The sequence below is a fragment of the Streptomyces sp. NPDC001890 genome (assembly GCF_042891445.1).
Taxonomy (GTDB): Bacteria; Actinomycetota; Actinomycetes; order Streptomycetales; family Streptomycetaceae; genus Streptomyces.
Map to the genome: position 1 here is coordinate 36,972 of NZ_JBIATE010000005.1, position 24,154 is coordinate 61,125.

Genomic DNA, 24,154 nt, shown 5'->3' on the forward strand with positions numbered 1-24,154 from the left:
GGGCCGGACGGTGAGGGAAGAGCTGCGGAGCACCGACCCGTCCTGGATCGGCGGACACAGGCTGCTGGGGCGCCTCGGCGCCGGAGGCATGGGCGTGGTCTACCTCGGCCGGACCGCCGAGGGGACACTGGCCGCCGTCAAGGTGATCCTGCCCGAACACGCCGGGGACGCCGACTTCCGGGTCCGCTTCCGCCGGGAGGCCGAGGCTGCGCAACGGGTGGACAGCCCCTGGGCGGTACGGGTCACCGCTTCCGGCACGGAGGACGAACGGCCCTGGCTGGCAACCGAGTTCGTGCCAGGACCCGCACTGTCCGAGACGGTCGCCCGGTGCGGTCCGCTGCCCGCCCGCAGCGTCCGGGTCCTCGGCCGGCTGCTGGCCCGCGCCCTGGCCTCCGTGCACGCGGCGGGGCTCGTCCACCGCGACGTCAAACCGGGCAACGTCCTGCTCGCCGCCGACGGGCCGAGGCTCATCGACTTCGGCGTCGCGCGGGTCACCGACGCCACCGCGCTGACCGCGGCGGACATGGTGGTGGGAACCCCCGGCTTCCTCGCGCCGGAACAGGCCACCGACGGCGCCGCCGCCGTCGGGCCCGCCGGTGACGTCTTCTCGCTGGGCTGCCTCCTGGCCTACGCCGCGACTGGGCGACCCCCCTTCGGGAGCGGGGCCGTGGACGCCCTGCTCTACCGCACCGTCCACGGAGCACCGGATCTCGACGGCATCGACGACCCCGAACTGCGCGGACTGCTCGACGCCCTGCTCGCCAAGGACCCGGCCGCCCGCCCCACCGCCGCCGGACTCGACGAACGGATCACCGAGGACGCCCCGGACGGCACGATCGGCTGGCTTCCAGAGACCGTCGTACGGCTGATCGCCGACCGGGCCGCCGCGACCCTCGCCCTGCCCGGTATCGACGCCACGGTGGCCGAGAGCCCCGCGCCCCGCGCCCCCGCACCCGCCCGGCGCAGGCTGCTCCTCCTCGCGGGCGCCGGAGCGGTGGCCGTCGCGGGCGGCGGCGCCTTCGCCGTACGCGAGTGGCTGCGCGACGACGACACCGGGGGCTCCGGCGCGGCCGGGGCGGACACGCGGACCTGGACCATCGGCGTGCAGGCCGACCTGTCCGGGCCCCGGGCGGCGGACGGGCGGGCCCAGGAACGCGGGGTGCGGCTCGCCGTCGACCGGTTCAACTCCCGTACGGACAAGCCGTTCGCCCTGCGGGTCGAGGCGCTCGACGACCGGGGCGAGGCCGCCGACGCCGCGCGGATCGCCGACCGGTTCGCCCGCGACCGCGACGTACTCGCCGTCGTCGGCCCGACCGACGACCCCGCCACCACCGCGGTGCTCGAAACCTACGACGAGGCGATGCTGCCGATCCTCACGGTGTCGTCCCTGCAAGCCACCTTCGCGGTACGGTCCCGGCGGTCCTTCTTCCAGGCGGCGCCCGCCGACGTCGCGCTGGCGTACCCGATCCGCAACCGGCTGGTGCTCCGCCCCGACGTGCAGCGGCTGGGCGTGCTCGTCGACCGGGCCGGCGGCCAGTCGGCGTACCTCACGGGCTACTTCCTGAACCGGCTCGTCGTCGACTCCACCGACGGGACCACCTACCCGCGCGTGGTGCCCGCCGGCACCCGTGACCTGGCCCCGGTCGTCGCCGACCTGCTCGCGCATCGCAGCGACGCCTTCTTCCACGCCGGGGACCGGGCCGGGGCCGCCCGCGCCGCCCGGACGCTCGCCGCCACCCCCTACGAGGGACCCCGCATGGCCATGCACACGGCCATGGGCGCCCGCTTCCTGAAGGACGCCGGGGACGCCGCCGAGGGCTGGGAGTTCGTCTCGCCCTGCGTCGGCGCGACGGCCCCCGCCGTGAAGGAGTTCGCCGCGGCGCACCGGAAGAAGTACGGCGGCGCCCCCGCCCGCTGGGCCGCCGAGGCGTACGACGCGGCCGGGCTGGTCCTCGCCGCCGTCACCGCCCTCGCCCGGAAGAACCGGCCACCCGCACGGGCCGCCCTCGTCGCGAAGATCGCCGCCTCCTCGTACCACGGCATCTCCCGCGACTACGCCTTCGACGAGAACCAGCGGTTCAAGGGCCAGGCCGCCCACCTGTACGGGGTCCGCGAAGGGGCGTTCCGCTACCTCGGCCCGCTGGCCACGAGCAAGAACTGACCGGGCATGCGGCCACTCACCCCGGACGACCCCCGAACCGTCGGCGCCCACCGCGTCCTGGCGCGGCTCGGCGCGGGCGGCATGGGCGTCGTGTACCTGGCCCGCACGTCCGGCGGGCAGCTCGTGGCGGTGAAGGTCATCCGGGCCGAACACGCCGCCGACCCCGGCTTCCGGGCCAGGTTCCGGCGCGAGGCCGAGGCCGCCCGCCGGGTCACCGGACCCTGGGTGGTCCCCGTGACGGACGCCGACACCGAGGCCCGCGAACCGTGGCTCACCACCGTGTTCGAGCCGGGCCCCTCGCTGGCCGAGGTCGCCGCCGAAGGGCCCCTGCCGCCCGCGACCGTCCGCGCGCTCGGGGCCCGCCTCGCCGACGCGCTCGACGCGGTGCACGGAGCCGGCCTGGTCCACCGCGACGTGAAACCGGCCAACGTGCTCCTCGCGCTCGACGGGCCCCGGCTCATCGACTTCGGCATCGCCCGCCACGAGGGCGCCACCGCCCTCACCGAGCCCGACGCGCTGATCGGCACGCCCGGCTACCTCGCCCCCGAGCAGGCGTCCGGGGAGCGGGCCGGGCCCGCCTGCGACGTCTTCGCGCTGGGCTGCGTCCTCGCGTACACGGCGACCGGCCGCCGTCCGTTCGGGGACGGCGGGGCCGCGTCCGTACTGTTCCGCACCGTGCACGAGCCACCGGACCTGCACGGCCTGCCGTCCGCCCTGCTGCCGCTCGTCGAGGCGTGCCTCGCCAAGGACCCGGCGGCCCGGCCCACGGCCCGGGAGGTGGCGCGGCTCCTCGCCGCACCGCCCGGCGAGGGCCCGGACGCCTGGGCGCCGCCCGGACTGTCCGCCCTGATCGCCGCCCGTTCGGCCGCCGCCCTCGACATCCCGGCCCTGCCCGCCCGCTCGGCCCCGGAGCCGCCGACCGTCGTCGGGGAACCCACCCCGTCCCGCCCCGCCCGGCGGACCGTACTGATCGCCGGGACGGCCTCGGCCCTGCTGGCGGGGGGCGCTGCGGCGGCCTGGACGACGGCGCGGCGGCCCGGCACCGGGGCGGCCCCCCGCGCCGTCCCCACCCACACCATCGGCCTGCACGCGGACCTCACCGGACCGGGCCGGTCCGCCGGCCTCGCGCACCGGCGCGGCATGCGGCTCGCCGTCGACGACCACAACGCCCGCCCCGACACCCCCTTCCGGCTGGCCCTGCGCACCGAGGACGACGCCGGGGACCCCGCCCGAGCGCTCCGCGCCGCCGACCGGCTGGCCGCCGACCCGAAGGTGCTGGCCGTCGTCGGCCCCACCGCGGACGTCGTCGCCGCGTCCGTCGTCGACCGGTACGAGAAGGCCGACCTCGCCCAGGTCGTCGTCGCGGCCCGCTCCACCACCGCCGAGACGAGCGCCACGAAGACCCTCTGCGTGACCCGCCCCTACGACAGCTCGCTGTCCATCGGCATCGTGAGCTACCTGACCCGGACCCGCCGGGCCGTCCGGGTGGCTGTCGTGGAGGACGGCGCCGACCCCGAGGGCGCCTGGGCCATCATGGGCCACTTCGAAAGGGCCGAGGTGACCGTGCACTCGGTCGCGGCGGGCACCGACGACTTCGGCCCGGCGGCCCGTACGGTGGTCGCCGGACGTGCGGACGCCGTCGTCCTCGCCTCGACGTCACCCACCCGGGGCGCCCGCTGCGCAGCCGCCCTCGCCGCCGCCGGGTTCACCGGCAGCCGGGTGTCCACCGGCCCCGTCCTGGCGCCCGCCTTCCTCAGCGGTGCCGGGGAGGCCGCCGAGGGGTGGGTGTTTTCCCAGGCGTACAGCGACCCGGCGGCGGTCCCGGCCGCGAAGGCGTTCACCGCCGCGTACCGGAAGCGCTTCGGGTCCGCACCGGGCCGCTGGGCGGCCGAGGCGTACGACGCGGTCGGGCTGATCGCCGACGCGGCCGGCTCCACCAGCGCCACCGGGGCGGAACGCGAAGGCATCGCCCAGCGGCTGTTCCGCACCACCCACCCGGGCATCACCCGGACAGTGTCCTTCTACGCCAGCCGACAGGTGCGGTACGAGACGGGGATCTACCTCTACCGGGTCGAGCACGGACGGGCCCGCTTCCTCGGGCCCTACACCAAGGTCTGAGCCGGACCCGCCGCACGCGCCGGACGGGGGGAACCGCGCCGACGGCATGTAGCGGATCTTCGGGCGCGCTTAAGAAATCCTCGATGGACCTGTGGCGCGGGGTGCGGCAGATTTCTCCGTGACGGCCGAGGATGGTGCGCGGCAGCCGACCGACGCGCGCTGTCCGTGTTGTCCCGTCCCTCTCGATCCTCCCCGGGCCGCAGGCTTCCTCCTGGCATGCCCCCGGCCCGGGGTACTCAACGCCGCACCAGCGCAGGGAGCCACAGCCGTGAAGGCACTCGTGAAGCAGAAGGCCGAGCCGGGACTCTGGCTGATGGACGTGCCGGAGCCGGAGATCGGCCCCACCGACGTGCTGATCAAGGTGCTCCGTACCGGTATCTGCGGCACCGATCTGCACATCCGCAACTACGACGGCTGGGCCCAGCAGGCCGTGCGCACCCCGCTCGTCCTCGGCCACGAGTTCGTCGGCGAGGTCGCACGGACCGGCGCCGACGTCGTCGACATCAACGTCGGCGACCTGGTCAGCGGCGAGGGCCACCTGGTGTGCGGCAAGTGCCGCAACTGCCTGGCCGGCCGCCGTCACCTGTGCCGCTCCACGCTCGGGCTCGGCGTCGGCCGGGACGGGGCGTTCGCCGAGTACGTCGCCCTGCCCGCGTCCAACGTCTGGGTGCACCGGGTCCCCGTCGACCTCGATGTCGCCGCGATCTTCGACCCGTTCGGCAACGCCGTGCACACCGCGCTGTCGTTCCCGCTGGTCGGCGAGGACGTACTGATCACCGGCGCCGGACCGATCGGCATCATGGCCGCCGCCGTCGCCAAGCACGCGGGCGCCCGCAACGTCGTCATCACCGACGTCAGCGAGGCCCGCCTCGAACTGGCCCGGAAGGTCGGCGTCAGCCTCGCCCTGAACGTCGCCGAGGAGACCATCGCCGACGGCCAGCGGCACCTCGGACTGCGCGAGGGCTTCGACGTCGGCCTGGAGATGTCCGGCCGCCCCGAGGCGATGCGCGACATGATCGCGAACATGACGCACGGCGGCCGGATCGCCATGCTCGGACTGCCGTCCGAGGAGTTCGCCGTCGACTGGGCCCGCATCGTGACCTCGATGATCACCGTCAAGGGCATCTACGGCCGTGAGATGTACGAGACCTGGTACGCCATGTCCGTACTGCTGGAGGGCGGCCTCGACCTCGCCCCCGTGATCACCGGCCGGTACGGCTACCGCGACTTCGAGGCGGCCTTCGACGACGCGGCGAGCGGCCGCGGCGGCAAGGTCATCCTCGACTGGACCTCCTGACCACCCGTATCCAGCCATCGAGTATCCAGCCATCGAGCCGGGAGACACCCCTCATGTTCGACTCCGTACGCGACGACCTGCGCACCACCCTCGAAGAGATCGAGGCCGCGGGACTGCACAAGCCCGAGCGCGTGATCGGCACCCCGCAGTCCGCGTCGGTCGCCGTCACCGCGGGCGGCCGCCCCGGTGAGGTGCTCAACTTCTGCGCCAACAACTACCTGGGCCTCGCCGACCACCCCGACGTGATCGCCGCCGCCCACCAGGCGCTGGACCGCTGGGGCTACGGCATGGCCTCGGTCCGCTTCATCTGCGGCACCCAGGAGGTCCACAAGGAACTGGAGCAGCGGCTCTCCACGTTCCTCGGCCAGGAGGACACGATCCTCTACTCCTCCTGCTTCGACGCCAACGGCGGTGTCTTCGAGACCGTCCTCGGCCCGGAGGACGCGGTCATCTCCGACGCCCTCAACCACGCCTCCATCATCGACGGCATCCGCCTCTCCAAGGCCAAGCGGTTCCGCTACGCCAACCGCGACATGGCGGACCTGGAGAAGCAGCTCAAGGAGGCGTCCGGCGCCCGGCGCAGGCTGGTCGTCACCGACGGCGTGTTCTCCATGGACGGGTACGTCGCACCGCTGCGCGAGATCTGCGACCTGGCCGAGCGCTACGACGCCATGGTCATGGTCGACGACTCGCACGCCGTCGGCTTCGTCGGCCCCGGCGGCCGCGGCACGCCGGAACTGCACGACGTGATGGACCGGGTCGACATCATCACCGGCACCCTCGGCAAGGCGCTCGGCGGCGCGTCCGGCGGCTATGTCGCGGCCCGCGCCGAGATCGTCGCGCTGCTGCGCCAGCGCTCCCGCCCGTACCTCTTCTCCAACTCCCTCGCCCCGGTCATCGCGGCCGCCTCGCTCAAGGTCCTCGACCTGCTGGAGGCCGCCGGCGACCTGCGCGAGCAGCTCAACGCCAACACCGCGCTCTTCCGCACCCGGATGACCGAGGAGGGCTTCGACATCCTGCCCGGCGACCACGCCATCGCCCCCGTCATGATCGGGGACGCGGCGAAGGCAGGCCGGATGGCGGAGCTCCTCCTGGAGCGCGGTGTGTACGTGATCGGGTTCTCCTACCCGGTCGTCCCGCAGGGTGCGGCCCGCATCCGCGTCCAGCTCTCCGCCGCGCATTCCACGGAGGATGTGAACCGGGCCGTCGACGCGTTCGTCGACGCGCGGGCCGCGCTGGGGGAGTAGCACCCCGGGCCCGGCCGGGAGCCCCGGCCGGGCGGCGGGGTTCCCGCCATGACCTGGGACAATGGGTCACATGATCGATTCACGGCGGCTGCGCATCCTCCGTGCGGTGGCCGACCACCGCACGGTGACCGCAGCCGCCGCCGCGCTGTATCTCACCCCCTCCGCGGTCTCCCAGCAGCTCGCCGCGCTGGAGCAGGAGACCGGCCACCGGCTCGTCGAGCGGGGCGCGCGCGGCGCCCGGCTCACGCCCGCCGGGGAGATCCTGCTGACCCACACCAACGCGGTGCTGGCCCAGCTGGAACGGGCCGAGGCGGAACTCGCCGCCTACAGCTCCGGGGACGCGGGTACGGTCACCGTCGCCGCGTTCGCCACCGGCATCGGCCTGGTCCTCGCCCCCGCGATTGCCGCGCTGACCGGCACCGCGCCCGGTATCCGGGTCCGGGTCCAGGACGCCGAGGGCGACGCGAGCGTGCCGATGGTGCTCGACCGGCTGGTCGATGTGGCGGTCGCCGTCGAGTACCGGGGAGCCCCGGACGAGGACGACCGGCGGCTGACCCGGGTGCCCCTGTACTCCGAACCGTTCGACGCGGTGCTGCCGGTCAGGCATCCGCTGGCCGGCCGGGACCAGGTGGCGATCGCGGACCTGGAGAAGGACGCGTGGATCGGCCCGTACCCCGGCAACCCCTGCCACGACGTGGTGGTCCTGTCCTGCGAGTTCGCCGGGTTCCAGCCCAGGATGGAGCACTCCTCGGACGACTTCCGCGCGGTGGTCGCACTGGCCGGCGCGGGCGCCGGGGTGGCCTTGGTGCCGCGGTCGGCGCTGCTGGGGATGGAGCTGACCGGGGTGGTGGTGCGGCCGGTGGAGGGCAGCGCCCCGACCCGCCGGGTCTTCGCCGCGGTGCGGCACGGGGCGGAGGGCCATCCGCTGATCGCCCCGGTGCTCGACGCGCTGGCCGCCGCGGCGGCACGGGAGGGGGCGCTGCCCCTGCCCGCGTCGCCGTGACGCACCGGGGCGACCGCCCTCACCCGCGCCGTCCGAGTACGGACCGGCCGCCGCCGGACCAGCCCGGCCCGAGCGCCCCCGCACCCGCCGCCACCGTCACGGCCAGCGCGAGCATCCCGTACCGGGCCGGTGACAGATACGGCACCGAACCGGTCACCGACAACGCGAACGCCAGCAGTGGGACCGCCGCGACCAGCGTGCCGATCACCAGCCCGGTCGCCGCCACCAGACCCGTCTCCAGCACCAGCATCCGCCGCACCTGACGGCGGCCCGCACCGACCGTCCGCAGCAGACGGAACTCGGGGCGGCGGCCCACCGTGATCAAGGACAGCGTGCTGACCACCGCGAGCAGCGCGAAGCCACCGATCACCCCGACCCCGATGACGACCATGGCGTCGTCCCGGCCCGACGACGGCGGTGCGATCCGTACGTCGTCGGCCGTCGCGGGCCGGACCCGCACACCCGGGTACGCGGCGAGCGCGCGGCGTACGGCCGCGGCCGCCCCGCCGTCCGCCGAGCGGACCAGGATCCGCTGGTCGCGCGGGACCGGCACGTGTCCGGCCAGCGCCTCGCGCGGCAGCATGAACTCGCCGAGCCCGAGGGCCCGTTCGTAGAGCGCCACCACCCGCAGCCGTACCTCGGTGCCGTCGCCGAGACGGAGCTCCACCGAGTCGCCGACGCCGACACCGAGATCGGACGCCCGGTCCTCACCGACCGCCACCGTGCCCCCGCCGGTGAGGTCCGCCGGATCGCCCGCCGTGACGCGCGGGTCGAGCGTGCCGGACAGCTGGTCCCCCGTCACACCCAGCACGGGGAACCGGTCCAGCTTCGGCTCGCCCATCTCGCGGTGGGCGAGCACGACGCCGGAGCGCAGCACACCGGTCGCCGCCGTCACCCCCGAAACCTCGCGCACGGCGCGCGCCGCACCGGCCGGCAGCCCGGAGGCCGGGCCCGTCACCACCAGATCGGCCCGGAGCGCGGCGCCGGCCTGCCGGTCGGCGGCCCGTTCCAGCGTCGAGCCCGCCGCCAACTGCACGCAGACGAACGCCACCACCAGCACGATCGGCGTGATCGCCGCACCCAGACGCCGGTGGTGCGCGGCGGCGGACCTGGCGGCGAGAAAGCCCGAGACCCCGCCGGCGCGCCGCAGCGGCGTGCCGAGGACCCGCGTCGCCACCTTGGCGATCAACGGACCGAGCAGCGCCACCGCGATGATCAGCGAGGTGGCCGCACCCGACGCGGCCACGGCGGCGGCCTGCCCGCCCTGCGCCGTCGCCGCAACCGCCGTGCTCACGCCTCCCATGGCCAGCACCGCCCCGGCGACCGTACGCACTCGCCCCGGTTCGCCCGGCTCGGGCGCACGGGCCGCGCCCAGCGCGACGGCGGGCCGCAGCCCGGTGACGGTCCTGGCCGCGAGGACCGCCACCGGCCGGGCGGCGAGCGCGACGAGCGCCCCGGCGGCGGCGCTCGCGGCGAACGGCAGCCACACCGGTACCGGCAACGGCAGCGGGTCCGTCGTCAGCAGCGACCTCATCAGCAGCCCCAACGGCACCGCGGCGACCCCGCCCAGCACCGCCGCCGCCCCGGCCACCCGGCTCACCTCGCGGCCGACCGCCGACCTGAGCTGCCGGGGCGTCGCCCCCACGGCACGAAGCAGCGCCAGCTCGCCGGAGCGCTGGTGGACCGCCTGGGAGACGGTGGTGGCGATCACCAGGAGCGCCACCATGAAGACCGTGCCCGTGATCGAGGCGAGCAGCGGCAGCAGTTCACCGCGGGCGCCGAGCGCGTCCGGGTGTTCGGCCTGCCCGCGCTCCGGGCCGGTGAGCACTCGGACGTCACGGTCGCCCCGGGCCCGGTCCGGCAGCACTTCCTCCAGCGACGTCCGCAGCGCGTCCGTGGAGACGCCCTCCTCGGCGAGGACGCCGATCGCGTCGACCGTGCCGGGGTGTCCGGCCAGGGCGGTGAGGTGCCGCTCGGTGAGGAACGCGGCGGGGGAGCCGCTCCGGTGACCGGTGCCGGCGATCCCGCTCACGGTGTACCGCCGGGGAGCCCCGCCTGCCTGCAATGTCACATGGTCACCGACCCTGCTCCCGGTGGCCGCCGCCAGTGCGCCGTCGAGGACCACCTCGGTGGCGGTCCGCGGCGCGCGGCCCTCCGCCAGCCGGTACGGGGTGAGCGCGGCGGCCGCCCAGGACCGGCCGGAGCCCGGGGCGGCGCCGCTCTCGCCGCCCACGGTCACCGGCACCGAATCGTCCGCGACGGCCTTCGCGACGCCGGGTGCGGCGGCCGCCTGCGCCACCGACGAGCGGTCGAGCCGCACCCGTTCGGGCAGATACGCCGTCGCGGTCTGCGGCTCGCTGCCCCACGGCTTCGCCGTGTACGTCACCCGCTGATCGGCCGCCACCACCGCGTCGGCCCCCGCGTAACGCTCCACCGGCGGCTGCGCCAGCAGCAGCGAACCCACGACGAGGGCGAAGGCCCCGATCATCGAGGCCGCCGCCGTCGTCGCCGTGAACACCGCGCCCCAGGCCCGGCGATGGGCCTTCAGCGAACGCCGGGCGAGGAACGCCGAAGCCCGACGGACTCCGGCCCGCACATCGGCCCCGGCCCGTACCGCGCCCCCGCTCGCACTACCGCCACCGCTCCCGTTCCCGTTCCCGCTCGCACTCCCGTTCCCGCTCGCGCCACGGCTCGCGCTCTTCCTGCTCATCGCAGCCGGCCGCCGTCCATCGTCAGCACGGTGTCCGCCCAGCTCGCCGCCACCGGATCGTGGGTGACCATGACGACCGTACGGCCGTCGATCCGCACCGCGTCCCGCAGCAGACCGAGCACCAGCGCCGCCGACTCCGGGTCCAGGGAGGCCGTCGGCTCGTCCGCGAAGATCACCTCGGGTTCCGTCACCAACGCCCGTGCCACCGCGACGCGTTGCTGCTGCCCGCCGGAGAGCGTCGCCGGACCCTGCGCGCCCCGGCCCGTCAGGCCGACCCGGGTCAGCAGGTCCCGCCCGCGGCTCAGCACCCGCTCGTCCCCGGGATCGGCGCCCGCCAGCACCAGCGGCAGCACGACGTTCTCCTCGATGCTCAGCGACGGCACCAGGTTGAGGGCGTGCGACTGGAAGACGAAGCCGATCCGGTCCCGGCGCAACCGGGTCAGCGCCGCCTCGGAGAGCGCGCCCAGATCGGTGCCCCCGATCCGTACCGTGCCCGACGTCGGGCGGTCCAGCCCCGCCGCACACTGGAGGAAGGTGCTCTTCCCCGAGCCCGAAGGACCCACCACCGCGGTGAAACTCCCCACCGGGACCGCGCAGCTGACCGCGTCGAGCGCGGTGGTCCCCGCGTCGCCCCGGCCGTGGTGCCGGCTCACCGACTCCAGACTCAGCGCGGACGTCCGCACCGCCGTGATCGTGTCCACCGTTGACTCCACCGTTCCTTCTTCTGCCCCGCCATGTCTCTTCCGACCTGGGTAAACGCTAGGAACAGCGGCCCGGCCGGGCGAGAGTGCACGGTCCCGGAACGGGGGTGCAGCCAGCTCCACCGGACTCCGGGGGAGGGCTCCACTCCAGCGGCCGGCGAACCCCCGTAACGTGGTCCGTCATGAGCACCGCACCCGCCCCGCTGACCACCGCCATCAGGCGTTCGTGGGATGCGTCGCGCTATCTGGCCACCGGCATCGCGGTCGCACTGCTCGCCTATGTGAGCGCGTTCCTGGTGGTGGCGGTCCTGCTGTTCGCCGCGGTGATCATCGGGCTGCCCGCGCTGCCGGAGGCCGCCAAGGTGCTGCGCAGGTTCGCGGAGTTCGAGCGGCGCAGGGCGGCGGCGCGGCTGGGCGTTCCGTTCACGCCGACGCCCTATCCGTCGCTGGACAGCACCGAACTCTCCGAGCGGGTACGGCGCGTACTCAACGACCCGACCGTGTGGCGCGACGCGCTCTGGCTGCCGCTCCAGGCGCTCATGGGCAATGCCGTCGGATATCTGGCGATGGTGCTGTGGCCGGTCGGGCTCCTCGTGGACGGGGTCGCGCTGCCCGTCGTGCGCCTGCTGGACCGGCGGGCCGCCGACGAGTACGGCACACCGCTGCCCGAACGGCCGGGGTGGGTGCTGCGCTGGCACTGCGTGCTCGCGGATCTGTCGGCCGGCTGGACCAGGTCCCTGCTCACCTCCTCGCCGTCCACCGCGCTCGCCGAACGCATCGCCCAGCTGACCGAGAGCCGGGCCGGTGCGGTGGAGGCGCACGGGGCCGAACTGCGCCGCATCGAACGCGATCTGCACGACGGCGCCCAGGCCAGGATCGTCGCCCTGTCCCTGCGCATCGGCCTCGCCAGACAACTCCTCGACAGCGACCCGGCTGCCGCGCGCGTCCGCCTGGACGAGGCACAGGACGGCGCGGAGGCGGCCCTCGCGGAACTGCGGCACGTGGTGCGCGGCATCCACCCCCCGGTGCTGACGGACCGTGGACTTGCCGGTGCGGTCAGGGCGTTGGCCGCCGACGCGGGCGTGCCCGTCGCCGTGGAACCGGACGGCGTCGAGGACGGCCGGCGGCTTCCGGCCGCGATCGAGGCCGCCGCCTACTTCGTCATCGCCGAGGCGCTCACCAACATCAGCAAACACAGTGGTGCGACCGCCGCGACCGTGCGCATCGCCCGCACCCCCGGCAGCCTGCGGGTGACCATCAGCGACAATGGGCGCGGCGGCGCGGACGAACGGCGCGGCACCTCGCGGAACCCTTCCACCGGCAGCGGGCTGGTCGGCATCGGTCGCAGGATCGCCGCTCTGGACGGCACCACCCGCATCAGCAGCCCCGTCGGGGGGCCGACGGACATCGAAGTGGAGCTGCCGTGCGGATCGTGATCGCCGAGGACAACGCGCTGTTGCGGGAGGGCCTGATCCTGCTGCTCACCAGCTCGGGCCACGAGGTGGTGGCCGACGCGGCGACCGGCCCCGAGGTGCTGCCCGCCCTGCTGGAGCACCGTCCGGACGCCGCCGTGCTCGACGTACGGCTCCCGCCCACCTTCCGCGACGAGGGGCTGCGCGCCGCGATCGCCGCCCGCGCCGAGCTGCCCGAACTGCCGATCCTGGTGCTCTCCCAGTACGTCGAGGAGACCTACGCCGCCGATCTGCTCGCCCGGGGCGCGCAGGGCATCGGCTACCTCCTGAAGGACCGGATCGGCCGGGTCGACCAGTTCCTCCAGGCACTGGAACGGGTGGCGGGCGGCGGTACGGCGCTCGACCCCGAGGTGGTGACCCAGCTGCTGACCCGCAAGTCGTCGGCGGAGCCGCTGCGGAGCCTCACACCGCGCGAGCGCGAAGTGCTGGAGCTGATGGCGCAGGGCAAGGCGAACGGCACCATCGCCACCGAACTCGTCGTGACGGAACGGGCGGTGAGCAAGCACATCGGCTCGATCTTCGCCAAGCTCGGCCTGGAACCCGACGACGGCACGGTGCACCGGCGGGTGCTGGCGGTACTGGCGTACCTGGAGGGCAAGGGGGCGCGCTGACGCTCCCCGGTTCGCGACAATGCCCCGATGGACATAAGCGACCCGGCCTCCGGCGATCCGGTCATCAGCGATTCGACCACCGGCGATCCGGTCATCAGCGACCCGGTCTCCGGCGACCCGGCCACCGGCGAACCCACCGGGGCGGCGGCCCGCGCCCGCCGTCTCGCCGTCCCCGGCCACCGCCGCATCCTCGGCATCGCCGGGCCGCCCGGCGCCGGGAAGTCCACCCTGGCGGCCCGGCTCGTCGACGCGCTCGACGGCCTCGCCGTCCTCGTCCCCATGGACGGCTTCCACCTCGCCGGGGCCGAACTGGAACGGCTCGGCCGCGCCGCGCGCAAGGGCGCCCCCGACACCTTCGACGCCGCCGGGTACGCCGCCCTCCTCGGCCGCCTGCGCGCACCGGAGGCGGGCACCACCGTGTACGCCCCCGCCTTCGACCGCGCCCTGGAGGAGCCGATCGCCGGAGCCGTCCCCGTACCCCCGGACATCCCGCTGGTCATCACCGAGGGCAACTACCTGCTCCACGACGAGGGCCCCTGGGCGTCCGTGCGCGGGCTGCTCGACGAGGTGTGGTTCCTGGAGACCGACCCGGTGCTGCGGGTACGGCGGCTCGTCGAGCGGCATGTGCGGTTCGGGAAGCCGCGACCGTACGCCGAGCGCTGGGTGGCACGGTCCGACGAAGCCAACGCGCGCCTGGTCGAGCGGGGCCGCCACCGCGCCGACCTCGTCGTACGGCCGGACCGGGAATCCTGAGCCCCGCTCGCGTCGGGCGGCCCGGACGGGCAGGATGCTGTGTGCCGTGTCGCGTCGCCAGGAGGTCCCGCATGTCCAGCCAGAGCCAGCCCGTGCCGTTCACCGCCGACGACTACCGGGCCCGCATGACGCGCGCGGCCGACACCGCCGCCGAGGCCGGGCTCGCGGGCGTACTGGTCGCCCCCGGCCCCGACCTCGTGTACCTCACCGGCTACCAGCCCGTGAACACCGAACGCCTCACCGTCCTCGTCCTCACACCGGGCCAGGACCCGGTCCTCGTCGTCCCGACGCTGGAGGCCCCGGACGCCGAGAAGGCCGTCGGCGCCCCCGCGCTCACCCTGCGGGACTGGACCGACGGCACGGACCCCTACGCCGTCACCGCCCCGCTGCTCGACGGCCGGGGCCGGTTCGGGATCAGCGACAACGCCTGGGCGATGCATCTGCTCGGACTGCAGCGCACCCTGCCGGACACCTCGTACGTCTCGCTCACCGATGCCCTGCCGATGCTGCGCGCGGTGAAGGACGCCCACGAGCTGGAGCGGATCGCCGCCGCCGGGGCCGCCGCCGACGCCACGTACGGCGAGATCCTCAAGGTGCGCTTCGCGGGCCGCAAGGAGACCGACATCGCGGCCGAACTGGCCGAACTGCTCATGCGGTTCGGGCACTCCCAGGTCGACTTCACGGTCGTCGGCTCCGGCCCCAACGGTGCCAATCCGCACCACGAGGCCGGTGACCGCACCATCGAGCGGGGCGACATGGTCGTACTCGACTTCGGCGGCCTCAAGCACGGCTACGGCTCGGACACCTCCCGCACGGTCCACGTCGGCGAACCCACCGCCGAGGAACAGCGGGTCCACGACATCGTGCGCGAGGCGCAGGAGGCGGGCTGCAACGCGGTCCGGCCGGGCGTCGCCTGCCAGGAGATCGACCGGGCGGCCCGCGCGGTCATCACCGAGTTCGGCTACGGCGAACGCTTCATCCACCGCACCGGCCACGGCATCGGCGTCACCACCCACGAGCCGCCGTACATGATCGAGGGCGAGGAGCAGCCCCTGGTACCCGGGATGTGCTTCTCCGTGGAGCCGGGCATCTATCTGCCGGGCCGGTTCGGCGTACGGATCGAGGACATCGTGACCGTGACCGAGGACGGCGGCCGGCGCCTCAACAGCACGGCGCGGGAGCTGGCGATCGTCGAGTAGCCGGACCCGGGGCGGGCGGCCGCGAGCTGCGCCCCGCCCGCCCCGCCACCGCCCGCCCCTCAGCCGTCGGCCAGCACCACGCCCGACTCCGGCGGCAGATGCAGCAGCCCGTCGCCGCCCGGGGCCTCCACCGGCTCCCACGCCGCCACCACCCGGTCCCCGCCGCCCCGGCGGCGGCCGTTGCCCAGCGGGATCGTGGCCGGCTTCTCGCCCAGATTGACCGCGATCCGCAGATCGCCCCTGCGGTACGCCAGCCAGCGCGCCTGCTCGTCGTGGGCGGTGCGCACCGACGCCAGATCCGGGTCGTGGAGGTCGGGCAGGGCTCGGCGCAGCGCGATCAGCTCGCGGTACCAGGCGTGCAGGCGGGCGTGCGGCTCCCGCGCCGGCTCGTCCCAGTCCAGGCAGGAACGGTTCCGGGTGGCCGGGTCCTGCGGGTCCGGGATGTCGTTCGCCGGCCAGCCGTGCGCCGCGAACTCCCGCCGCCGGCCGCTGCGGACCGCCTCGGCGAGGTCCGGATCGGTGTGGTCGGTGAAGAACTGCCAGGGGGTGCGCGCGCCCCACTCCTCGCCCATGAACAGCATCGGCGTGAACGGCCCGGTCAGGACGAGGGTCGCGGCGCAGGCCAGCAGGCCGGGGGAGAGCGTCGCGGAGAGCCGGTCGCCCAGCGCCCGGTTGCCGATCTGGTCGTGGGTCTGGGCGTAGCCGACGAAGCGGTGGGCGGGCGTGCGGACGATGTCGACGGGGCGGCCGTGGGTCCGGCCCCGGAAGCTGGAGTACGTGCCGTTGTGGAAGAACGCACTGGTCACGGTCTTGGCGACGGCGGCCAGCGGAGCCTGGGCGAAGTCCGCGTAGTAGCCCTGGGACTCGCCGGTCAGCGCGGTGTGCAGGGCGTGGTGGAAGTCGTCGTTCCACTGGGCGTGCAGTCCGATGCCGCCCGATTCGCGGGGGGTCGTGGTCCTCGGGTCGCAGAGGTCGGACTCGGCGATCAGCGGCAGCGGACGGCCCAGTTCCGCGGCGAGCGCGTCGGCCGCGGTGGACAGCTCCTCCAGGAAGGTCAGCGCCCGGCCGTCGGCCAGGGCGTGGATCGCGTCGAGCCGCAGCCCGTCCAGCCGGTAGTCCCGCAGCCAGGCGAGCGCGCTGCCCAGCAGGAACGCCCGTACCTCGTCCGAACCGGGGGCGTCGAGATTGACCGCCGCCCCCCACGGCGTGTGATGGGTCTCGGTGAAGTACGGGCCGAAGGCCGGCAGATGATTGCCGGACGGGCCGAGATGGTTGTGGACCACGTCCAGCAGGACCGCCAGCCCCAGACCGTGCGCCGTGTCGACAAATCGTTTCAGCCCGTCGGGTCCGCCGTACGGCTCGTGCACGGCCCAGAGCGACACCCCCTCGTAGCCCCACCCGTGCGTGCCGGGGAACGGGCAGACCGGCATCAGCGACACATGGGTGACGCCCAGCTCGGCCAGATGCCCCAGCCGGGCGGCCGCCGCGTCGAAGGTGCCCTCCTCGGTGTACGTACCGATGTGCAGCTCGTACAGAACGGCCCCCGCGAGCCCCCGGCCGGCCCAGCCGCCGTGCCATTCGAACAGCGAGTGGTCGACGACGGCGCTCTCGCCGTCCGGCCCGTCCGGCTGGCGCCGCGAACGCGGATCGGGAAGCACCCGGCCGTCGCTCCCGCCCGCCCCGTCCAGGACGAAGCCGTAGCGGTCCCCGTCCGACGCCGGCGCCTCGGCCGTCCACCAGCCGGACCGCGCCGGATCACGCTCCATCGCCCGTGGCTCGCCCGCCAGCCGCAGCCCCACCTCGTCCGCATCCGGTGCCCATACCTCGAACAGCATGCAACGCTCCTCGTCTGATCGCCCCGTGCCCCGTGCCCCGTCGTCGGCAACAGACACGGTCACCGGCCCACGACACTGGATCGAGCCCGTTACTGGCGATTAAGGTCTGGTCCTGATCATTGCCCCATCGGGTTCCGCTCAATACGCACTCCCTCGTACGGCTGTGGAGGCCGAGATGACCGTGCCGTCGTTCCCGCCGGGCTTCCTCTGGGGAGCCTCCGCGTCCGCCTTCCAGACCGAGGGGGCCGCCGACACCGACGGGAAGGGCCCCTCCGGCTGGGACGCCTTCGCCGCGCAGCCCGGACGGATCAAGGACGGCACCGACACCACCCGGGGCACCGGTTTCCACCAGCACTACCGCGAGGACGTCGCCCTGCTGGCCGGCCTCGGCGCCGACGCCTTCCGCTTCTCCGTCAGCTGGCCACGCGTGGTGCCCGGCGGCAGCGGATCGGTCAACCCGCAGGGGCTCGACTTCTACGACCGGCTCGTCGACGAGCTCTGCGCCCACGGCATCACCCCGGCCCCCACCCTCTACCACTGGGACACGCCGCTGCCGCTCGACGAGGAGGGCGGCTGGCTCAACCGGGACACCGCCTACCGCTTCGCCGAGTACGCGGGCATCGTCGCCGAGCGCCTCACCGACCGCGTACCGATGTGGATCACCATCAACGAACCGGCCGAGGTGACACTGCTCGGCTACGCCCTCGGCGAGCACGCGCCGGGCCGCGCCCTCCTCCTCGACGCCCTGCCCGCCGCCCACCACCAGCTCCTCGCCCACGGCCTCGCCGTGCGCGCGCTGCGCGGCGCGGGCGCGGACAACATCGGCATCGCCGTCTCGCACACCCCGGTCTGGACCGCCGGGGACCGCGAGGAGGACCGCCTGGGCGCGGAGCTCTACGACACGATCACCAACTGGCTGTTCGCCGACCCGGTCCTCACCGGCCGCTACCCCGACGAGAGCTTCGCCGCGATGATGCCCGGCCCGGTCGAGGACGACCTGAGGACCATCTCCACCCCGCTCGACTGGTACGGCGTCAACTACTACAACCCCACCCTCGTCGGCGCCCCCGGCACCAGCACCCCGGAAACCTTCTCCGGCTACCGGATGCCCCCCGAACTCCCCTTCGGCATCCGCGAGATAGAGGGTTACGAGAAGACCGACTTCGGCTGGCCCGTCGTCCCCGACGGCCTGCGCGAAACCCTCGTCCAGCTCCACGGCCGCTACGGCGACCGGCTCCCGCCGCTCTACATCACCGAGAACGGCTGCGCCGTCGACGAGCCCGCCGAGGACACCCGCCGGATCGCCTACCTCGAAGGACATCTGCGGGCCCTGCGCACCGCCATCGACGCCGGGGTCGACGTGCGCGGCTACTTCACCTGGTCGCTCACCGACAACGTCGAATGGACCGAGGGCGCCAGCAAGCGCTTCGGCCTGGTCCACATCGACTACGAGACGCTGCGCCGGACCCCCAAGGACTCCTACGCCTGGTACCGCGACCTGATCCGGGCACAGAAGACCGGCAGTCCGGCACCGTGACCTGACGCACGGCGCCCGCGGTGATCCATACTTCGCGCCATGACTGCTTCCTGGTGGTCCCGGGCCGGCCTGGGGATATTCGTGCACTGGACGCCCGCCTCCGTACCGGGCTGGGCCCCGCCGTACGTTCCGGCGGACGAACTCCCCCTGGCCGCCCGCCGAGCACCGCTCGGCTGGACCCCGTACGCCGAGTGGTACGAGAACGCGCTCCGGTTCCCCGGCAGCCCCGTCGCCGCCCACCACCGCGCGACCTACGGCAGCCGCCCGTACGCCGCCTTCGGGGGCGACTTCAACGACGCCCTGGCGAACTGGGACCCCACCGCGTGGGCCCGCGACTTCCGTGCGGCGGGCGCCCGTTACGCCGTCCTCGTCGCCAAGCACCACGACGGCTTCTGTCTCTGGCCCTCCGAGGTGGCCAACCCGCACCGGGCCGGCTGGCGCACGGCGCGCGATGCCGTCGGTGAGTTCGCCGAAGCCGTCCGGGCCGAGGGGCTGCGTTTCGGGGTCCACTACTCCGGCGGACTCGACCGGACCTTCGACGACCGCCCGATCCGAACCGGCGCGGACACCGTCGCGGCCGTCCCGCGCGGCAGCTACCCGGCTTATGCGGGCGCCCAGCTGCGCGAACTGATCCGCCGCTACCGCCCCGACATCCTCTGGAACGACATCGCCTGGCCCGGCTCACCCACCGATGTCCGGCGGCTGATCGAGTACTACCGCTTCGCCGTTCCGCACGGCGTCGTCAACGACCGGCTGCGGCCCCGCGCACCGCTGTGGCGCACGCTCTCGATCCCCGGCGCCAAGGCCCTGTACGACGGCCGGCAACGCCGCACCGCCGCCCGGGGCGAGGGCCCCGTACCGCACCGGTCCCCGTACCACGACTTCCGCACCCCGCGGTCCGCCCGCCGCACCGGCCCCGACCCGTACACGATCACCCGCGGCATCGGCCACGGCCTCGGCTACAACCGCAACTCCCCGCCCGAGGCGTACCTCGGCCGCGAGACGCTGGAATCGCTGGTACGGGAGACGGCGGCCGGGGGCGGCAACCTGCTGCTGGGGGTGGGGCCGCGCGGCGAGGACGCGAAGGTCCCCGCCGCGCAGCGGCTCCGCCTGGACTGGCTGGCGGAACTCACCCGTGGACTCACACCAGATGGATGCGTTCCTGGGTGATGGGGTGACCGGCCCGCGCGAACGCGGCCGCCATCGGCACATTGCCCCGGTCGGTGGCGCCCGCGATGAACTCGGCGCCCTCGGCCGCGAGGAAATGCGTGCACTCCGCGAGCAGGTCGTACCCGTAGCCGTGACCCCGCTGCTCGGGCACGACGCCGATGAAGCCGACGCACGGCCCGGACGAGTTGTGGGCGGGCACCTGGATGCCCGCCAACTCGCCCTCGCGGGTGTACGCCAACTGCCACCAGGAGCGCGGCGAGGGGCACCAGTGGAAGAAGTCGAGCTCCTCCCGCGCCGCCTGCTCCAGGCCGCCGGCCTCGATGGCCTTGCGGGCATGGGCGTCCAGCGTGACGGTGTGGACCCGGCGCAGCACGTCGAGGATCACCTCGTCGTCCGGCTCCGGCCGGAACTCCAGCCGCCCCGGCCGCTCGGGCAGGCCGGACTCCGGTGTCCACCGGTAGCTGTACCGCTCGACCAGCGGCTTCATCCCGGCCGCGCGGGCGGCGGAGATCCGGCCCTCGGCCGCGGCCCGGACATCGGGACGCTCCCGCCAGTCGGCCGGCAGGATCAGCTCGTACTCGGCGTACAGCGGGGACCGGCGCAGCAGTTCGGCGCCCGCCGCCTCCTCGCCGTCGGCGAAGTCGAACCAGTTGAGCAGCACCGGCTCGGTGTCCTGGGGCCCGGCCCACCAGGCGGCACGGGCCACCACGACACCGTCGCGCAGGGCGACCCAGGTCCACTCGGGGCGGTAGTCGCCGCCGTCGTCCGTGGTGGCGTACCGGTGCCCGAACGCGGCGCGGCCGACGAGGTCACAGCTCGACAGGGTGTGGAAAAGATGTGCGTCGCTCTCGGTGAGCGCGCGGATGACCAGATCGGTCACGGAACAGTCCTCCGGAAGAAGTGGTGCGCTCCCGGTCAGACAGAAACCGAAGCCGCCCGGCGAACGGAACGGGAGCGCGGGAACGAAATGGTGGGTGTACGCACTGTTCTCGCCTCCTTCCTCGGTTCTTGGGCGGGGCAGTCACCGTAACCGGTTCTCCGGCGGGCCGTCCACTGGATTCAGTCGCGGATTCAGTCCCAGACCATGTCGAAGGAGCGCTCGAAGTTCACGTATCCGAGGCGTGCGAAGGACTTGGCCATCGGTACGTTGCCGAGGTCGGTGGAGGCCCGGATGCGTTCCACGCCGTCCTGCGCGGCCAGGACCCGGGTGCCCTCGGCGAGGATGTCGTCGATGTAGCCGTGGCCGCGGTGGGCGGGCAGCACCCCGATGTACGCGACGATCGGGTTGTAGTTGTTGCGGGCCGGGACGACGAACCCGACCGGTTCACCGTCCGGGAGTTCGGCGATCCGCCACCACTCGCGCGGGGTCCGGTACTTCGCCAGCTCCTCGTCGTAGTGCTTCTCGGCGGCCTGGCGGGCGCTGAGCCCGGTCGCCAGATCGGCCTGCCCGTGGGCGTCGAGGGTGCCCTCCATCACCGGTGTCATCAGCGCGAGGAGGTCCTCGCGCCCGTCGACCGGACGGAACCGGAGCCGGCCGCTGTCGGCGGGGACCGCCGTACCGGCGCGCCACTCCAGGCGGAGCCGCTCGACCAGCATCCGCGCACCGGAGCGCTCCATGACCCGGATCCGGGCCTCGACGACCTCGCGGGCGGCCGGGTCCTCGCGCCAGTCGGCCGGTACGAAGCGTCCGTACTCGGGCCGCGGGGCGCCGGCGGGCACGACCGCAGCCGTCGCCGTCTCCAGCAGCTTCAGCCCGATCTCGCCGCGTTCCGGCTCGGGCAGGGAGTCGTCCAGGTCGAAGAAGTCGAGCAGCAGCGGCGCATCCCCGCCCAGGCTCCACCACGCGATCCGCGCCACCAGGCGTTCGCCGCGCAGCGCCACCCACATCCACTCGGGACGGCGACGACCGCTCTCCAGGTCGTCGGCGAGTTCGTGATCGAGGGTGTACGACAGCCGGCGGAAGAGCCCGAGCTCCTCGGGACCGGCGAGCGGACGGATGGTCAGTTCCTGTGGTGCAGGGGTCACACAAGCTCCTTGAAATGCGCAGGCGCCTCTTCCCGGCGGGTGCCGGTCGGCCTGCGGCGGGAGACTGTAGCAACGCCTCCACGGCCGTGCGCGGGGATATCCGCGGCCCACGGCGCTCCGTGCGTGGGCCACGCGCTCCCTTCGCGGTCCAGGGGCGGACACGGGCACGTTCTGGACACTCCGGGGCCGTCGGACCGACAATTGGCCGTGTGACGTCCTCCTTCGAGTCCCACACGTATCCCGTGCGGCTGTCCGACGCCCAGCGCGACCGTGTGCTCGGCGTACTCAGAGACGGCGCGGCACAGGGCAAGCTCTCGCACGACACCTTCATGCGGCGCATGGAGCTGGCCCTCACCGCCCGGCGCTCCGAGGAACTGGAGGCACTCACCGCCGACCTGGAGGGTGAGGGCCGCTGGTCCCGGCGGATACTCCGGGTCGTGAGCGGGGTGTCCGGATTTCCCGGCCGGGTGCGCCGGGTCTGGCAGACCGAACGGCTCCCCAAGCTCCTGCTCCCCGCCCCGAGCCCGCACCCCCTGCTGATCGGCCGCGATCCGGGCAACGGGCTGCGGCTCAACCACGAGACCGTCTCCCGGCTCCACGCCGAGCTCACCGCCCAGGGCGGCCGCTGGCTGCTGCGCGACCTCGGCTCGACCAACGGCACCTGCGTCAACGGCCAGCGGGTCACCGGCGCGGTCCCGGTCCGCGACGGTGACCAGGTGAGCTTCGGCCGGATGAGCTTCCGGCTCTCCGCACCCGTCCTCGGCCCCCCTGTCTGAGAGCCGAACTCCAGGCGCCCTCACGGAGCTTCCGGGTCCGGCGGGGTCCGGCTCAGGACCGCTGGTGCAACCCGCGCCCGCCGAGGGTGAGGAAGACCTCGCCGACCGCCTCGGAGAGCGTCGGATGGGCGTGGACGTGGTGGGCCACATCGGCGGGCTCGGCGTCCCAGCCGACGATCAGCTGGCTCTCGGCGATCATCTCGGAGACCTGCGGCCCGACGAGATGCACCCCGAGGACCCGGCCGCCCCGCTCGGCGACCACCTTCACCATGCCGCCCCGCCCGTGCACCATCCCCTTGGCCACGGCGGTCAGCGGCATGCTGCCCACCGTGACGTCGTGTCCGGCGTCACGGGCCTGGGCCTCGGTCAGGCCCACCGCGGCGGTCTGCGGGGACGAGTACGTGACCCGGGGGACGGCGGCGTAGTCCACCGCGGGCGCGCTCCGTCCGGCCAGCGTCTCGGCGACGAGCAGCCCCTCCGCGAACGAGGCGTGGGCCAGCCCGAGGGACGGCGGCGGCAGCAGATCGCCCACCACATGGATGCCCGGCACGGATGTTTCGAGCCGGGACCAGTCGGCGGGCGCGACATGGCCGCGCTCGTCGGTGGCCGGCCCCGCCGCCGCGAGGCCGAGCCCTTCGGTCACCGGCACGCGCCCCACCGCGACGAGCAGCCGCTCGGCCCGCACCGTGCGCGTCTCGCCGCGTGAGGTGCGTACCGTCGCGAGCACCCCGTCGGTGACCACGCCCGCGTCCGTCAGCCGTGCCCCGGTGAGCACGTCGATCCCGCGCTTCTTCAGACCGCGGGTCAGATGGCGCGACACATCGACGTCCTCCAGCGGTACGAGCCGGTCCGCGGCTTCCACCAGGGTCACATCGGCGCCCATCGACCGGTGGAACGAGGCGTACTCGACGCCGATCGCCCCGCCGCCCAGCACCAGGACGGACCGCGGCAGCCCCGGCGCGAACAGCGCGTCGTCGCTGGTGACGACGCGGTGCCCGTCGGCCTTCAGCCCCGGCAACATGCGCGGTCGCGACCCGGTCGCCAGCACGATGCCGCGGCGCGCGACGACCGTCCCGCGACCGGTGACGTACGCACTGCGCGGGCCGGTCAACTCGGCGCTCCCGTGCACCACTTCGACCGCCGCGTGCGCCAGGTGATCCACCACCCCGCGATGGTTGCGCGCCACGATGTCGTCGCGGGTGGCGACCAGCGCCGGCCAGTCCACCGAGTCCAGGGTCGCCTTCACCCCCCACCGTTCCCCGGCCTCCGCAATGCCGTCCACGAGTTCGGCGGCGTGCAGCATCGCCTTGCTGGGGATGCAGCCGCGGTGCAGACAGGTGCCGCCCACCTTGTCGCGCTCCACGAGGACCACTTCCAGGCCGAGGGCGGCGGCCCGCAGGGCGGTGGAGTATCCGCCCGTACCGCCCCCGATCACCAGGACATCCGTTGTTGTCGTCGTCGTTGTCGGCGTCATGGCCACAGCCTCCGCCCAGACCTTGCCATGAGTCCAAGGCAATGTTTCTGTGGCACCGATGCACA

The 24,154-nt window shown here is 74.1% G+C and carries 18 protein-coding genes; 12 read left to right on the forward strand and 6 right to left on the reverse strand.

Annotated features, from left to right (window positions below):
* The first annotated feature begins 10 nt into the window (after positions 1-10).
* The 5 genes from ACFYY1_RS16645 (at position 11) to ACFYY1_RS16665 (ending at position 7,826) form a co-directional block, all read left to right on the forward strand.
* The gene (locus tag ACFYY1_RS16645) at positions 11-2,161 is read left to right on the forward strand and encodes a bifunctional serine/threonine-protein kinase/ABC transporter substrate-binding protein (RefSeq protein ID WP_388585601.1); all 2,151 of its coding nucleotides are present in this window, start codon (positions 11-13) and stop codon (positions 2,159-2,161) included.
* A gap of 6 nt (positions 2,162-2,167) precedes the next feature.
* Positions 2,168-4,279, forward strand: coding sequence for a bifunctional serine/threonine-protein kinase/ABC transporter substrate-binding protein (locus ACFYY1_RS16650; protein ID WP_388585603.1), 2,112 nt, complete (start codon positions 2,168-2,170; stop codon positions 4,277-4,279).
* A 268-nt stretch (positions 4,280-4,547) separates the two neighbouring features.
* Entirely contained in the window at positions 4,548-5,576 is a 1,029-nt protein-coding gene (tdh, locus tag ACFYY1_RS16655) for an L-threonine 3-dehydrogenase (RefSeq protein WP_388585605.1), read from the forward strand.
* A gap of 53 nt (positions 5,577-5,629) precedes the next feature.
* Positions 5,630-6,823 (forward strand): glycine C-acetyltransferase, encoded by a 1,194-nt coding sequence (locus tag ACFYY1_RS16660; RefSeq protein ID WP_388585607.1) that lies wholly within the window; start codon positions 5,630-5,632, stop codon positions 6,821-6,823.
* A gap of 70 nt (positions 6,824-6,893) precedes the next feature.
* Positions 6,894-7,826, forward strand: coding sequence for a LysR family transcriptional regulator (locus ACFYY1_RS16665; RefSeq protein WP_388585610.1), 933 nt, complete (start codon positions 6,894-6,896; stop codon positions 7,824-7,826).
* A gap of 19 nt (positions 7,827-7,845) precedes the next feature.
* On the opposite strand, the gene ACFYY1_RS16670 is transcribed toward ACFYY1_RS16665, so the two are convergent.
* Complete coding sequence (locus ACFYY1_RS16670; RefSeq protein WP_388585612.1) at positions 7,846-10,536, reverse strand: FtsX-like permease family protein; 2,691 nt, start codon at positions 10,534-10,536, stop codon at positions 7,846-7,848.
* The gene (locus ACFYY1_RS16675; protein ID WP_388585615.1) at positions 10,533-11,249 is read right to left on the reverse strand and encodes an ABC transporter ATP-binding protein; all 717 of its coding nucleotides are present in this window, start codon (positions 11,247-11,249) and stop codon (positions 10,533-10,535) included. The genes ACFYY1_RS16670 and ACFYY1_RS16675 overlap by 4 nt, the downstream gene beginning before the upstream one ends.
* A gap of 170 nt (positions 11,250-11,419) precedes the next feature.
* On the opposite strand from ACFYY1_RS16675, the gene ACFYY1_RS16680 reads away from it, so the two are divergent.
* From ACFYY1_RS16680 to ACFYY1_RS16695, 4 genes are all read left to right on the forward strand, one after another.
* Complete coding sequence (locus ACFYY1_RS16680) at positions 11,420-12,673, forward strand: sensor domain-containing protein (protein ID WP_388585618.1); 1,254 nt, start codon at positions 11,420-11,422, stop codon at positions 12,671-12,673.
* Positions 12,661-13,320 carry a LuxR C-terminal-related transcriptional regulator gene (locus ACFYY1_RS16685; protein WP_388585620.1) on the forward strand — a complete coding sequence of 220 codons (660 nt, stop codon included), beginning with the start codon at positions 12,661-12,663 and terminating at the stop codon, positions 13,318-13,320. The genes ACFYY1_RS16680 and ACFYY1_RS16685 overlap by 13 nt, the downstream gene beginning before the upstream one ends.
* Positions 13,321-13,347: 27 nt before the next feature.
* Positions 13,348-14,073: a nucleoside/nucleotide kinase family protein gene (locus ACFYY1_RS16690; protein ID WP_388585623.1), complete on the forward strand. Its 726-nt coding sequence runs from the start codon at positions 13,348-13,350 to the stop codon at positions 14,071-14,073.
* 71 nt (positions 14,074-14,144) lie between these two features.
* Positions 14,145-15,272 (forward strand): M24 family metallopeptidase, encoded by a 1,128-nt coding sequence (locus tag ACFYY1_RS16695; protein ID WP_388585625.1) that lies wholly within the window; start codon positions 14,145-14,147, stop codon positions 15,270-15,272.
* A gap of 59 nt (positions 15,273-15,331) precedes the next feature.
* On the opposite strand, the gene treZ is transcribed toward ACFYY1_RS16695, so the two are convergent.
* Entirely contained in the window at positions 15,332-17,107 is a 1,776-nt protein-coding gene (treZ, locus tag ACFYY1_RS16700) for a malto-oligosyltrehalose trehalohydrolase (RefSeq protein ID WP_388585627.1), read from the reverse strand.
* Between the two features lie 175 nt (positions 17,108-17,282).
* On the opposite strand from treZ, the gene ACFYY1_RS16705 reads away from it, so the two are divergent.
* Together ACFYY1_RS16705 and ACFYY1_RS16710 are read left to right on the forward strand one after the other, a co-directional pair.
* Positions 17,283-18,644 (forward strand): GH1 family beta-glucosidase, encoded by a 1,362-nt coding sequence (locus ACFYY1_RS16705; RefSeq protein ID WP_388585630.1) that lies wholly within the window; start codon positions 17,283-17,285, stop codon positions 18,642-18,644.
* Positions 18,645-18,683: 39 nt separating this feature from the next.
* The gene (locus ACFYY1_RS16710; RefSeq protein WP_388585632.1) at positions 18,684-19,814 is read left to right on the forward strand and encodes an alpha-L-fucosidase; all 1,131 of its coding nucleotides are present in this window, start codon (positions 18,684-18,686) and stop codon (positions 19,812-19,814) included.
* Here ACFYY1_RS16710 and ACFYY1_RS16715 read toward each other — a convergent pair.
* Positions 19,786-20,694: a GNAT family N-acetyltransferase gene (locus tag ACFYY1_RS16715; protein ID WP_388585634.1), complete on the reverse strand. Its 909-nt coding sequence runs from the start codon at positions 20,692-20,694 to the stop codon at positions 19,786-19,788. The two genes, ACFYY1_RS16710 and ACFYY1_RS16715, sit on opposite strands and share 29 nt — an antisense overlap.
* A gap of 191 nt (positions 20,695-20,885) precedes the next feature.
* Positions 20,886-21,839, reverse strand: coding sequence for a GNAT family N-acetyltransferase (locus tag ACFYY1_RS16720; RefSeq protein ID WP_388585637.1), 954 nt, complete (start codon positions 21,837-21,839; stop codon positions 20,886-20,888).
* Positions 21,840-22,048: 209 nt separating this feature from the next.
* On the opposite strand from ACFYY1_RS16720, the gene ACFYY1_RS16725 reads away from it, so the two are divergent.
* Complete coding sequence (locus ACFYY1_RS16725; protein WP_388585639.1) at positions 22,049-22,615, forward strand: FHA domain-containing protein; 567 nt, start codon at positions 22,049-22,051, stop codon at positions 22,613-22,615.
* 52 nt (positions 22,616-22,667) lie between these two features.
* Here the strand turns inward: ACFYY1_RS16725 and lpdA are convergent, their stop codons facing one another.
* On the reverse strand, positions 22,668-24,089 hold the full coding sequence (gene lpdA, locus ACFYY1_RS16730; RefSeq protein ID WP_388585640.1) for a dihydrolipoyl dehydrogenase: 1,422 nt from the start codon (positions 24,087-24,089) through the stop codon (positions 22,668-22,670).
* Between the last annotated feature and the right edge of the window lie 65 nt (positions 24,090-24,154).

Excerpts from the sequence above, each read along its gene's own strand:
- ACFYY1_RS16650 (WP_388585603.1), top strand. The coding sequence starts at position 2,168 with ATGCGGCCACTCACCCCGGACGACCCCCGAACCGTCGGCGCCCACCGC.
- ACFYY1_RS16660 (WP_388585607.1), top strand. The coding sequence starts at position 5,630 with ATGTTCGACTCCGTACGCGACGACCTGCGCACCACCCTCGAAGAGATC.
- ACFYY1_RS16665 (WP_388585610.1), top strand. The coding sequence starts at position 6,894 with ATGATCGATTCACGGCGGCTGCGCATCCTCCGTGCGGTGGCCGACCAC.
- ACFYY1_RS16670 (WP_388585612.1), bottom strand. The coding sequence starts at position 10,536 with ATGAGCAGGAAGAGCGCGAGCCGTGGCGCGAGCGGGAACGGGAGTGCG.
- ACFYY1_RS16680 (WP_388585618.1), top strand. The coding sequence starts at position 11,420 with ATGAGCACCGCACCCGCCCCGCTGACCACCGCCATCAGGCGTTCGTGG.
- ACFYY1_RS16690 (WP_388585623.1), top strand. The coding sequence starts at position 13,348 with ATGGACATAAGCGACCCGGCCTCCGGCGATCCGGTCATCAGCGATTCG.
- ACFYY1_RS16695 (WP_388585625.1), top strand. The coding sequence starts at position 14,145 with ATGTCCAGCCAGAGCCAGCCCGTGCCGTTCACCGCCGACGACTACCGG.
- treZ (WP_388585627.1), bottom strand. The coding sequence starts at position 17,107 with ATGCTGTTCGAGGTATGGGCACCGGATGCGGACGAGGTGGGGCTGCGG.
- ACFYY1_RS16705 (WP_388585630.1), top strand. The coding sequence starts at position 17,283 with ATGACCGTGCCGTCGTTCCCGCCGGGCTTCCTCTGGGGAGCCTCCGCG.
- ACFYY1_RS16710 (WP_388585632.1), top strand. The coding sequence starts at position 18,684 with ATGACTGCTTCCTGGTGGTCCCGGGCCGGCCTGGGGATATTCGTGCAC.
- lpdA (WP_388585640.1), bottom strand. The coding sequence starts at position 24,089 with ATGACGCCGACAACGACGACGACAACAACGGATGTCCTGGTGATCGGG.